12 protein-coding genes are annotated in these 12,471 nt (G+C 50.1%); 4 read left to right on the forward strand and 8 right to left on the reverse strand.

Annotated elements, in window-relative coordinates; all coding sequences use genetic code 11:
• Positions 1 to 15: 15 nt before the first annotated feature.
• Both lepB and lepA read right to left on the reverse strand, forming a co-directional pair.
• Positions 16 to 993, reverse strand: a complete 978-nt coding sequence (lepB, locus tag ACM615_RS10375) for a signal peptidase I (protein ID WP_112288187.1) — start codon at positions 991 to 993, stop codon at positions 16 to 18.
• A gap of 27 nt (positions 994 to 1,020) precedes the next feature.
• On the reverse strand, positions 1,021 to 2,820 hold the full coding sequence (gene lepA, locus ACM615_RS10380; RefSeq protein ID WP_113876187.1) for a translation elongation factor 4: 1,800 nt from the start codon (positions 2,818 to 2,820) through the stop codon (positions 1,021 to 1,023).
• A gap of 426 nt (positions 2,821 to 3,246) precedes the next feature.
• On the opposite strand from lepA, the gene ACM615_RS10385 reads away from it, so the two are divergent.
• Positions 3,247 to 4,065: a DUF6585 family protein gene (locus ACM615_RS10385; RefSeq protein WP_113876188.1), complete on the forward strand. Its 819-nt coding sequence runs from the start codon at positions 3,247 to 3,249 to the stop codon at positions 4,063 to 4,065.
• A 74-nt stretch (positions 4,066 to 4,139) separates the two neighbouring features.
• Here the strand turns inward: ACM615_RS10385 and rseC are convergent, their stop codons facing one another.
• Genes rseC through rpoE form a run of 4 tightly spaced genes read right to left on the reverse strand, consistent with a single transcriptional unit; the run spans position 4,140 to position 6,849 of the window.
• Positions 4,140 to 4,616 (reverse strand): SoxR-reducing system protein RseC, encoded by a 477-nt coding sequence (rseC, locus tag ACM615_RS10390; protein WP_132965007.1) that lies wholly within the window; start codon positions 4,614 to 4,616, stop codon positions 4,140 to 4,142.
• A 29-nt stretch (positions 4,617 to 4,645) separates the two neighbouring features.
• Entirely contained in the window at positions 4,646 to 5,596 is a 951-nt protein-coding gene (gene rseB, locus ACM615_RS10395; protein ID WP_113876190.1) for a sigma-E factor regulatory protein RseB, read from the reverse strand.
• A complete protein-coding gene (gene rseA, locus ACM615_RS10400; RefSeq protein ID WP_112288182.1) occupies positions 5,596 to 6,243 on the reverse strand; it encodes an anti-sigma-E factor RseA in 648 nt (215 codons plus the stop codon). The genes rseB and rseA overlap by 1 nt, the downstream gene beginning before the upstream one ends.
• Before the next feature lie 30 nt (positions 6,244 to 6,273).
• The gene (gene rpoE, locus ACM615_RS10405; RefSeq protein ID WP_037040184.1) at positions 6,274 to 6,849 is read right to left on the reverse strand and encodes an RNA polymerase sigma factor RpoE; all 576 of its coding nucleotides are present in this window, start codon (positions 6,847 to 6,849) and stop codon (positions 6,274 to 6,276) included.
• A gap of 214 nt (positions 6,850 to 7,063) precedes the next feature.
• On the opposite strand from rpoE, the gene nadB reads away from it, so the two are divergent.
• Positions 7,064 to 8,665, forward strand: a complete 1,602-nt coding sequence (gene nadB / locus ACM615_RS10410; RefSeq protein ID WP_192878624.1) for an L-aspartate oxidase — start codon at positions 7,064 to 7,066, stop codon at positions 8,663 to 8,665.
• A gap of 67 nt (positions 8,666 to 8,732) precedes the next feature.
• On the opposite strand, the gene trmN is transcribed toward nadB, so the two are convergent.
• Complete coding sequence (trmN, locus tag ACM615_RS10415; RefSeq protein ID WP_159281263.1) at positions 8,733 to 9,479, reverse strand: tRNA(1)(Val) (adenine(37)-N(6))-methyltransferase TrmN; 747 nt, start codon at positions 9,477 to 9,479, stop codon at positions 8,733 to 8,735.
• 156 nt (positions 9,480 to 9,635) lie between these two features.
• Between trmN and srmB the strand changes: the two genes are divergently transcribed.
• Entirely contained in the window at positions 9,636 to 10,961 is a 1,326-nt protein-coding gene (srmB, locus tag ACM615_RS10420) for an ATP-dependent RNA helicase SrmB (protein ID WP_112288178.1), read from the forward strand.
• Between the two features lie 89 nt (positions 10,962 to 11,050).
• On the opposite strand, the gene grcA is transcribed toward srmB, so the two are convergent.
• A complete protein-coding gene (gene grcA / locus ACM615_RS10425; RefSeq protein WP_112288177.1) occupies positions 11,051 to 11,434 on the reverse strand; it encodes an autonomous glycyl radical cofactor GrcA in 384 nt (127 codons plus the stop codon).
• 337 nt (positions 11,435 to 11,771) lie between these two features.
• On the opposite strand from grcA, the gene ung reads away from it, so the two are divergent.
• Entirely contained in the window at positions 11,772 to 12,458 is a 687-nt protein-coding gene (gene ung / locus ACM615_RS10430; protein ID WP_129638289.1) for a uracil-DNA glycosylase, read from the forward strand.
• The last annotated feature ends 13 nt before the right edge of the window (positions 12,459 to 12,471 follow it).

Here is a 12,471-nt window from a genome sequence, read left to right on the forward strand (position 1 = left end):
AACGGGCACCATTAATTAATGAATTCCACCGATACGGCTTAAACGAACACCGGTAGGCCATTCACCTTCCTGTTTTTTAAAGCTCATCCAAATTGCAGACGCTTTACCCACTAAATTCTTTTCAGGTACAAAGCCCCAATAACGGCTGTCAGCGCTGTTATCACGGTTATCGCCCATCATGAAATAATGGCCGGCAGGAACGACCCATGTCCCCAGCGGTTGGCCCGGTTGCTGATAATACGCACCCAGTTGGTCACGCGCGCCCGGCACAGTCAGAATACGATGCGTGACATTGCCCAGCGTTTCATTACGCTGAACAAGACGGACACCGTCTTGCGGAACATTGCCTGTCGGTGGCGTTTCAAAGAAACCACTGCTGGCTTCGCCACCAGAAGACTGACCGAAAGTCTGCACGAAATCGCTGGCAACGCCGGTGTCATAAGTCACCGCCAAAGCCGTGTTGCAATTTTTGCCGCTGTCGCAGGCTGGCTGAACGGTCACCTGCTTGCTGAACGGATCGTAAGTCACCCGGTCGCCTGGCAAACCGACCAGACGTTTAATATAGTCCACGCTTGGATTAAGCGGATATTTAAATACCACCACATCGCCGCGTTTTGGTTCACCGGTCGGGATAAGCTTGGTCTGGGTAATAGGATCCTTCAGGCCATAAGCATATTTCTCAACCACAATGAAATCGCCAATAAGCAACGTTGGCATCATAGAGCCAGATGGGATCTGGAACGGTTCATAAATAAATGAACGCACCACAAACACAACTAACAATACCGGGAATACAGAAGCACAGGTTTCCACCCAGCCTGGCTGCTTCGCGACTTTGCTCAGCGTTGTATCGTCAACCGCCCCGCCCGTTTCAGCCTTAATTTTCGCAATTTTAGCCCGGCGTGCAGGTGCCAGCTTGAAGCGATCAAGGCACCAGATAATCCCTGAAACCAGCGTTGCAATCGCCAGGATCAGGGCAAACATGTTAGCCATGCATACTCCCTACAACTCAATGAGGATTTATTTGCTTTCTTTACCCACGTGAAGAATGGCCAGGAACGCTTCCTGCGGTAACTCAACGTTACCCACTTGTTTCATGCGTTTCTTACCGTCTTTCTGCTTCTGCAGAAGTTTCTTCTTACGGCTGACGTCACCGCCATAACATTTGGCGAGAACGTTTTTACGTAATTGCTTCACGGTGGAACGGGCAATGATGTGAGCACCAATTGCCGCCTGAATAGCAATGTCGAACTGCTGACGCGGGATCAGTTCCTGCATCTTCTCAACCAGCTGGCGTCCACGGAACTGTGAATTGCCACGGTGAGTAATCAGTGCCAGTGCATCCACACGGTCGCCGTTGATTAGAACATCAACACGCACCATGTCAGAAGTCTGAAAACGTTTGAAATTGTAATCGAGGGACGCATAGCCGCGCGATGTTGATTTCAGACGGTCGAAGAAATCGAGGACTACTTCAGCCATCGGAATTTCATACGTCAGCGCAACCTGATTGCCGTGATAGACCATATTGGTCTGCACGCCACGTTTCTCAATACACAAGGTGATCACGCTGCCCAGATATTCCTGCGGCATCAGCATGTGACACTCAGCAATTGGCTCGCGTAATTCCAGAATGTTATTCAGCGCCGGAAGCTTAGACGGGCTGTCGACATAGATGGTTTCGTTGCCGGTGGTCAGAACTTCGTACACAACGGTCGGTGCCGTGGTGATCAAGTCCAGATCGTATTCACGTTCCAGACGTTCCTGAATGATTTCCATGTGCAGCAGACCGAGGAAACCACAACGGAAACCAAAGCCCAGCGCGGTAGAACTTTCCGGTTCATAGAACAGGGAAGCATCGTTGAGGCTCAATTTGCCTAACGCATCGCGGAAGTTTTCATAGTCATCGGAACTGACCGGGAACAGACCAGCATACACCTGAGGTTTCACTTTCTTGAAACCAGGCAAAGCCTTTTCTGCAGGCTGACGAGCCAGCGTCAGGGTATCGCCCACTGGTGCGCCAAGGATGTCTTTGATCGCACAAACCAGCCAGCCTACTTCGCCGCAGTTCAGAATGTCTTTATCAACACGTTTAGGCGTGAAGATACCCAGACGATCGGCGTTATACACCTGTCCGGTACTCATGACTTTGATTTTGTCGCCTTTTCTCATGGTGCCGTTTTTGATACGCACCAGAGAAACCACGCCAAGATAGTTATCGAACCAGGAGTCGATGATCAGAGCCTGCAATGGCGCATCAGGATCACCTTCCGGTGGCGGAACATCACGCACCAGACGCTCCAGAACTTCAGGCACACCCACACCGGTTTTAGCTGAACAACGGACTGCATCCGTCGCATCAATTCCCACGATGTCTTCAATTTCCTGAGCTGCGCGGTCAGGATCAGCAGCAGGCAAATCGATTTTATTCAGAACCGGAACTACTTCCAGATCCATTTCCATCGCAGTGTAGCAGTTCGCCAGCGTCTGCGCTTCTACGCCCTGACCCGCATCCACAACCAGCAATGCGCCTTCACAGGCGGCCAGTGAGCGGGAAACTTCGTAGGAGAAGTCGACATGTCCGGGAGTATCGATAAAGTTCAGGTGGTAAATCTGCCCATCTTTCGCTTTGTAATCGAGCGTCACGCTTTGCGCTTTGATGGTGATACCGCGCTCGCGCTCAAGATCCATAGAATCGAGAACCTGCGCTTCCATTTCACGATCGGACAAGCCGCCGCAAATTTGAATAATACGGTCTGACAGCGTCGACTTACCGTGGTCAATGTGGGCAATAATGGAGAAATTTCGTATATGCTTCATTATAAAAGTTTTTCTACCTTGGTATTTCTGAATCATTCGCCATGAACATACAGCGACGGTTTGTAGGTTGGCTGTCTTTCGCCTAAGTCGCAGCATTCTACATGCCAGCACCGTGAAAACCTAGTCTCGGTACATCCTAACTCCAGATTATGCGTGCTTTTTCTGAAGGAAATCCTCACATTTTCATTTGTTTTCATTTAAGGACTGTTCTTTCAGCGTCGCCCTGACTTTTTTTGGGCATTTCGTCTGTGTTTTTTAGACTCACGCAGGTTTTAGGAAAATGCCCATATACAAAAACGCACTTGCACACCTAATATATTGTTATAAAAGAAATTACATTATTTCAATTCACAAAGTTTTAATTCTCATTCTTCCTATTCATTCGTTTTTTTATTATTAATTCAATCCGGTCACAAGGTTATCAATATGATCAATGAAGGGCGGCTGCTCAGTCAGCATGGCTTTGCCAAAGCCAACTCTTGGATCACTCTGGTCCTTTCAGTGCTTTTGCTGGTGGGCGGTGCCGTACAAATCGCTTTTTTCCTCGCCTTCGGCCATACCGCTGACGGGCTGCATAGCGTGGTGGTATCTGCCTTGCTGAGCATTGCGCTCGGTGTCGTGCTTATTTTATTGAGACGTTTGATTCGACCGAATCAGGTCTATCAGCTTCATGAAAATGGTATTTTGGTTATAAGCCAGCTAGATAAAAAGAACCGGTTTATTCCGTTCGACAGAATCTCGGATATATACCGTTTCAGAACGGGTAAATATACACGTCGCATTTTAAATACGATGATGTTCCGTGAGGAAAATAGCAAAACATGGCACCGGATCACGCCGAACATTGCTAATTCAGAACGGCTGATTGATGTTATTAAGAATGAACAACTGATGTTTCGTGGCCCCTGGGCTTTGAATACGCTAGCGCAGGGCGGAGACATTCTTTTTACCTGCATGGTAAATTCGCACTGCGGACTGAAACGCTTTATCGGTTCTAACCTTCTGACAATGAACGAGAAAAGGATCCGGTTGAGTGCATTAATGCTGACCACTGAAGAAGGAAAGACAATACCCGTTGAAGACATTCAGTTTATCAGCGGCGGGAGCAACAGCCCGTTAATCAGATTGCTTGATAAACACGGTCGGATTTTGTTCTCTGTTGCCTATACTTCACTCTCCAGTGCCGATCTTTTCATCGCCCTGATTGAGCATATGATTCAGAACCGTATCCCGGTCAGAAACTAAAAATGCCACTGGCTCGTCTGAGTCAGTGGCATTTGTTTTCGCATCGTTCCGGGTAGCACCACAGAAATCAGGTATTAAGAAGGAAGCTCGTTATCCGCAGAATAACGGAATGCGTTCGGCGGTAATCCCACCTGCAAAACCACCGGCTGATAACCCGATTTACCGTCGACTTTTGCCGCCAGTGCTTTGGCGATGATAAATCCCAGACCGCCGCCCAGCACTGCACCGATCACTGCGTACATGTCTGCTTTAAACAGAGCCTGCAGTATTCCGCCTCCGGCAATCACCCCAAACAGCGGTGTCATATAGACCAGAAATGCAGAGCGCAGCAAACTACCCTCAGGTATTCCCAGTTCAACTTTTTGCCCCGGCTCCAGGGGCTCAGCAAAACTGACCTGAAGATTATGGCCAGTCTGTGGTCCCAGTTCATTCAGCACCCGGGCACCACAACCTGAACGCGAATGGCAGCTACTGCAACCCGACTGCGTTTCACAGCGCAGTGATGCAATACCGTTTTGCCACGACACCACTGTGGCCCATTCTTTCATCATACAATCACCCGGATTTATTTAGCCAAAAGTCATTTGGCAGAGAAAACAATGCTTTCAGCGATACGTTTTGCTGTGGAAGGCGGCAATTCACCGACGACAGTAATCTCATTACCGTTACGAACTTCCGTTTGTACGGTTCTTCGCCCTTGTCTGATTAACTGCTCAGAGGGGCCGTTAGTGGTAGCACTGATATTGACAGAGAAGCTGAACAATCCGTCAGTATACAAACGGGATTCTATCGTGACTGGCATATTTGGCAAGCTTCTGCGACTGCTCGCCACTTCAGCTACCCCCGCCGGAAGCCATTTCACTTGCCATCCAAACTTAATCGGCTCAGAAGCAGGTAACGAAAGTACCGGCGGCAGATTGGCTTTCTCAAGATCAGCAAGAGCCACTATGACTTGATTACCATCATCAAAGCTGATGACCCTGAACTGTTCCAGCGTTTCGCCATCGCGATCTAATAAATCCACACGCATTGGCAACTTAGTCTGCTCATCAATCCAGATAACATAGCTGAACCTTGTGCCATCACGCGAAACCACGCGGATCACCTGGCTCAGACGGTCTGCGGCACGCGCGCGACCTACGGCGATGAAATCATAGTATTTTGACAGCTGGGAGAAATCGCTGAATACAATGGAGGGCAGGGAATCAACAATATGATCGCCATCCAGAGTAAAAGGCTGAAGCCCGGTCTCGAAGTAGCTGATGTCTTTTCCGCGCTGGACAATTTCACGGCGCGGACCATCCATCAGTACCAGTTGAGCGAGCGAGGATTGATTAGAAACAGCATGACGATAGCGAAAGGAATCAATCCCTTGCTTCGTGATGTTGATAAAACCCATTTCATAATTCAGCGACTGACTGGCTTTACCCATCCCTTGTAATAACGCCTCGGAAGTGGGATCTGCCGAGGCGATACTTGGAGTAAGCAGGCTGCCCGTCACTAAACAAGCGGCAAACCAAAATTGCTTCATTACTGCGTTTGCGTTCCTAAAGACTGAGTTCCTGGGACCTGAACAGCGGCTTGCTGTGGAGTAACAGGTTCGAGCTGAAGTTGCTCAGAATGCAAGCGGCGTTGCAGTTCGTAATCCTGCAACATAGCATTGATACGCTTACGTTGCTCCTGCACATTTTGTTGCCCGCTGGTGGTATTGCCTTCATTTGGCACGCCGAAGCTGACCGGAGAGGCTTTACCCATCATTGGCAAAGTATTAAATGCTGGCGTTTCCGGAGAAGCGCCCGATGCGTCAGGCTGGTTATAGTGCTGCACACCGACAATCACAGCCAGCGATACGCAAGCAGCTACGCCAACCTGAGTCAGCTGGCTCGCCCAAGGGCGCACCTTCTGCCAGAAAGGCATTTTTTGCCAGGTATGAGGCTGAGGCTGCGATTCTGTTGCGGAACCCGGCACCAGTTTAACCGGCTCGTTTGCCAGCGCTGCGGCCACACGGTCTGCGATATCCAGATGCACCACATTCCCAATATCACCGCGTAAGGTATCGCGGATCAAATGATAACTCTGCCAGTCTTGCTGAAGCTTGGAATCTGTTGATAAAGAACTCAACAGTTCAGAATCAATGGCTTCACCATCCATCAGAGCGGAAAGCTTTTCTTTCTGCATGCCTAAGTACCCTTCCTGTGTCCGTCATCTCTAACGCTGGATGAGCGGCTGAACCTTGTTATCAATTGCTTCCCGGGCACGGAATATACGGGATCTTACCGTACCCACCGGACAATCCATGATGGCGGCTATTTCTTCGTAGCTCAATCCATCTAACTCCCTTAAGGTGATCGCCATGCGAAGATCTTCAGGAAGTGCTTCAATAGTACGGAAAACTATCTGTCGTAATTCTTCAGACAACATTAAGTTCTCAGGGTTCGAAATTTCTTTCAGGGCACCGCCACTTTCGAAATTCTCGGCTTCGTTCGCATCGACATCACTGGATGGCGGACGACGCCCCTGAGCGACCAGATAATTTTTCGCTGTGTTGACTGCAATACGATACAGCCAGGTATAAAAAGCACTGTCGCCGCGGAAAGATTCCAGCGCACGATACGCTTTGATAAAAGATTCCTGAACCACATCAGGCACATCGCCTTGTGGCACGTAGCGGGATACAAGGCTCGCTACTTTATGCTGGTAACGAATAACCAGTAAATTGAACGATTTTTGATCACCCTTCTGGACCCGCTCAACCAGAACTTGATCGGCTAACTGCTCGCTCATCCGAGGTAAAATCTCCCCAAAACTATCTCCGCGCTTAGAATCGTACTGCCAGCTTTCATCATTATATTCCTGAGCAAGTACTGCTTGGAGTTCACATGGAACGATTAGTTCCACATCGCCATTGTTTTTTCTATTGAAGTCTTAAGCCCGTGGCTTTTGCACGAAGGTTTAGGCTAACATGAATTTCCCTCTTCTTCTGCAAACATCATACGTTATGCAACCTTCATCTGAATTTGTTAGCGATGTATTGATAATCGGAAGTGGTGCTGCGGGCCTTTCTCTGGCTTTGCGACTTGCAGACCACTGTCACGTCACTGTTCTCAGTAAAGGCCCCCTCAACGAAGGCTCTACGTTTTACGCCCAGGGCGGAATTGCCGCCGTTTTCGACGAAGCAGACAGCATTGCCTCACATGTTGATGACACATTAATTGCCGGCGCAGGCTTATGCGATAAAGAAGCTGTTGAATTTATCGCCAGCAATGCACGACATTGTGTGCAATGGTTGATCGACCAGGGCGTCCTGTTTGATACCGAAACCAACGCGAGCTCAGAAGAGCGTTATCATCTGACACGCGAAGGCGGTCACAGCCACCGTAGGATCCTGCATGCTGCTGATGCTACAGGTAAAGAAGTAGAGACTACGCTGGTTGGGAAAGCAAGGGCGCACGCCAATATTTGCGTGAAAGAACGCTATAATGCCGTTGATTTAATTACCTCAAGCAAACTTGGATTACCGGGCACCCAACGCGTGGTCGGTGCCTATGTCTGGAACCGCGATAAAGAGCATGTTGAAACACTGCGCGCCAAAGCCGTCGTTCTCGCCACAGGCGGTGCCGCTAAGGTGTATCAGTACACCACTAACCCGGATATCTCTTCAGGCGATGGCGTCGCCATGGCGTGGCGTGCAGGTTGTCGGGTTGCCAATCTGGAATTCAATCAGTTCCATCCGACCTGCCTCTATCATCCTCAGGCGCGTAACTTCCTGCTGACCGAAGCGCTGCGTGGCGAAGGTGCCCTGCTCAAACGTCCGGATGGCACGCGGTTTATGCCTGATTTCGATGAACGAGGCGAACTGGCGCCGCGTGATGTTGTTGCACGTGCTATCGACCATGAAATGAAACGTCTCGGTGCAGACTGCATGTATCTCGATATCAGCCATCGCCCGCCGGAATTCATTAAGCATCATTTCCCGATGATTGATGAAAAGCTGCAATCGCTGGGCATCGACCTGACCAGACAGCCCATTCCGATCGTGCCGGCTGCGCATTATACCTGCGGCGGCGTGATGGTAGATCAGCACGGTCGTACCGATCTCGATGGTTTGTATGCGATTGGCGAAGTCAGCTATACCGGTCTGCATGGCGCTAACCGTCTGGCTTCTAACTCACTGCTGGAATGTGTGGTGTACGGCTGGTCGGCAGCGGAAGACATTATTAAGCGCCTGCCTCATGCCAAGCTGGCAAAAAACATTCCGCAGTGGGATGAAAGCCGAGTGGACAATTCCGATGAACAGGTGGTTATCCAGCATAACTGGCATGAGCTGCGCCTGTTTATGTGGGACTACGTGGGAATTGTGCGTACAACGAAACGCCTGGAGCGCGCACTGCGCCGCATCATGACGCTGCAACAGGAAATTGACGAGTATTACGCCAACTTCCGTATTTCCAATAATCTGCTGGAATTGAGAAATCTGGTGCTGGTGGCTGAACTGATCGTCCGCAGTGCGCTGGAGCGTAAAGAAAGTCGTGGCCTGCATTACACGCTCGATTATCCTGATTTACAGGAAAATCCGCAGCCCACTATTTTGCAGCCATAGGTTTTACAGTGTTAGTTTCGAAAGAGTGCGAAGGAACGCACTTTTCGGCCCCTCACCCTTTGCCCCGTTAATAATTCAGATAGAAATCGGTGATCAGCGTGCAGAACTCTTCGCTGTAAACGCCTTCCGATTTCCGCAATGCCAGTTCCTCATCCGTGCGTTCAACAAATTGCCTTGATAATGTCAGCAGCAAACGGTTAAGCGGTTTTCCCGGCCGGTCTCGAACGGCCATGCGCCACGCACTGAACCAGCCGTTCTGGTGAGCCAGCGTTTCAAATGCCAGACCGATGTCATAGGGCAGAACAACGCTGAACAGCCCTTCCGGCGCAATCAGCATCTGCGCGCATTCAAGCAGCGCCTCATGTGTCAGGGTTTCCGTGTAACGGGCAGCATTACGGGCTTCATCGCGGCAGGCAACGGCCGATTCAAAATAAGGCGGATTGCTGACAATCAGATCATACTGAGCAGGATATTTTTGCGCGTACTCATTAATATCCTGCGCATGGACAGACAATCTATTCGCCCAGACTGATTCGCGGAAATTTTCAGCTGCCTGTCCGGCGGCCGCAGGTTCAAGTTCTACGGCATCGATAACAGTGTCAGATTCGCTGCGCTGTGCCAGCATCATGGCAATCAGACCGCTGCCACAGCCAATATCAAGAACACGTCGTGCCTGAGTGACCGGCGCAGTCGCACCCAGCAGAACACCGTCTGTGCCAACTTTCATCGCGCAACGGTCATGTGCGACGAAAAACTGTTTAAAGGTAAAACCATTGCGCCGTAAAGGCTGTGCGGAACTGACTTCTTTTGTCACTCATTTCACCGTAATAACGCCAGCCAGCAGGGCCGGGAACGAAAACTGTCGTAGCATAGGGCAAAGAGAAGCAGAGTAAAAGCCACGCAAACCGCTTAAATAGGTGAAGATCGCGTCTAACACGTCTATAATCGGCGCCCCAAGTAGAGGTAGACCATGACTGTAACCACTTTTTCCGAACTCGAACTCGATGAACGCCTGATTGAAGCCCTTGGCGACAAAGGCTATAGCCGTCCTACTGTCATTCAGGCAGAGGCCATTCCGCCAGCAATGGACGGACGCGATGTGTTGGGTTCGGCTCCTACCGGCACCGGCAAAACAGCGGCGTTCCTGCTGCCTGCATTGCAGCATTTGCTGGATTTCCCGCGTAAGAAATCTGGTCCGCCACGAATTCTGATCCTCACGCCAACCCGCGAACTTGCTATGCAGGTTGCTGAACAGGCGCGTGAGTTAGCCAAACATACCGAACTGGATATCGCGACCATCACTGGCGGCGTGGCTTATATGAACCATGCCGAAGTGTTCAGCGAAAACCAGGACATTGTCGTTGCGACAACCGGACGTTTGCTGCAATACATTAAAGAAGAAAACTTCGACTGCCGCGCAATCGAGACGCTGATCCTCGACGAAGCCGACCGCATGCTGGACATGGGTTTTGCGCAGGACATCGAAACCATTTCTGCCGAAGCACGCTGGCGCAAACAGACGTTGCTGTTCTCCGCAACGCTGGAAGGGGAAGCCATCCGTGAATTCGCAGAACGCATTCTGACTGAGCCGGTAGAAATCGAAGCCGATCCGTCACGCCGCGAACGCAAAAAGATCCTGCAATGGTATTACCGTGCCGACGATCTGGCGCATAAAACCCAGATGCTGATCCATTTGCTGAAACAGGAAGACGTCACTAAATCGGTGATCTTCGTGCGTAAGCGCGAGCGTGTGCATGAACTGGTTGCCTGGTTACGCGAAGCAGGGATTAACTCCTGCTATCTCGAAGGCGAAATGGTACAGGTTAAACGTACCGAAGCCGTTAAACGTATGGTCGAAGATCGCGTTAACGTGCTGGTTGCCACCGACATCGCCGCGCGCGGTCTGGATATCAACGACATCAGCCACGTCTTCAACTTTGACCTGCCGCTGACCGCTGATATCTATCTGCACCGCATCGGCCGTACCGGTCGTGCTGGCCGCAAAGGCACCGCGATTTCCTTCGTGGAAGCGCATGACCATCTGCTGCTCGGTAAAATCGGTCGTTACCTGAATGAACCACTTAAAGCGCGCGTGCTGGAAGGCTTCCGTCCTAAGACCAAAGCACCTAGTGAAAAAGTGACCGGTAAGCCATCGAAGAAAGTGCTGGCGAAACGTAAAGAGAAGCAGAAAGCGGATCAGGAAAAATCGAAGGTGAAAGTGAAAGTTCGCCATCGTGACAGCAAAAACGTCGGCAAGCGCCGCGTTAAACCTGACGCAGCAAAAGACGCCTCCTAATCAGGCCTGATTTGATGCAAAGAAAACCGCCCCTAAAGGCGGTTTTTTTATTCCTGCTATTACCTGAAAACTGAAACGCTCAGAGGCGATTACAGGCTTTCAGTGAAAGTACGGGTAATCACGTCACGCTGCTGTTCAGCAGTCAGTGAGTTGAAACGTACCGCATAGCCAGACACACGAATAGTCAGCTGTGGGTATTTCTCAGGATGTTTAACCGCATCTTCCAGCGTTTCACGACGCAGTACGTTAACGTTCAGGTGCTGACCACCTTCCACGCGCACGGTCGGCTGAACTTCCATTGGCACTTCACGGTATTCAAACTTGCCAAGATCGCTGACAGCCACAATCTGGTCTTCCGCAAAACCCGCTTTTGCACATACACAGCGAGCTTCTGCTTTTTCATCATCGAGCAGCCAGAAAGAGTTTTTCAGCGCTTCGTTGTCGGTTTTAGTAATTTGGATCCCGGTGATCATATGTTGCCTCCAAGTTGGCTACGATACTGTTAATTGATTGATGTCAGGCTGAATCACAACCTGTTTTCCTGTTGTCAGATATAACAGCAGAGCACCCCGCATTCTTTGATAAATATCAATCTTTTCCCTGTGGGTATTTCTCACCCTCGGCATATTTATGTTTTATATCAATTTTCTCAAGGCGCCTGATTAAATTATTTTTGTAAATTATCAACAAATTTTGCATAGAACGTTAAGTCGCAGATAAACATCAGCAAAAGCGCGTGCGGGTTTCACTCAGCAGAATGAGCAGGTAAGCTACTGCCAGTTTAAAATTACCTTCAAAAGGAGAGCGTCAATGTCCACTACTCTCACCTGGCATGACGTGATTGGTCAGGAAAAAGAACAATCCTATTTCGTTGATACATTGAAGTTTGTCGCGGCAGAACGCGCGGCAGGCAAAACCATTTATCCGCCACAGCAGGATGTGTTCAACGCCTTTCGTTCTGCTGAACTGGCAGACGTCAAAGTGGTGATCCTGGGTCAGGATCCTTACCATGGCCCCAACCAGGCTCACGGATTATCATTTTCTGTCCGTCCGGGTATCCCTGCCCCGCCTTCTTTAGTGAACATGTATAAAGAACTGGCCACCGACATTCCCGGCTTCGTACGACCGTCTCACGGCTATCTGCAAAGCTGGGCCGATCAGGGCGTGCTGCTGCTGAATACGGTTTTGACCGTCGAAGGGGGTCAGGCGCACTCACATGCCAAACTAGGCTGGGAAACCTTTACCGATAAAGTTATTGCCGCGCTGAACGAAAATCGTGAAGGAATTGTCTTTTTGCTGTGGGGCTCTCACGCGCAGAAGAAGGGTAATATTATCGACCGCAACCGCCATCATGTTTTGAAAGCGCCGCACCCTTCTCCGCTTTCTGCACATCGCGGTTTTCTGGGATGTAAACATTTCTCACAGGCGAATGTCTTACTGGAACAACAGGGTCTGGCACCGATTGACTGGGTGCCGGTATTGCCTGAACAGGCATAAATGCGACCTGAAC

Origin of the sequence: Rahnella sp. PAMC25617, assembly GCF_050606005.1 — a bacterium.
GTDB lineage: Bacteria > Pseudomonadota > Gammaproteobacteria > Enterobacterales > Enterobacteriaceae > Rahnella > Rahnella variigena.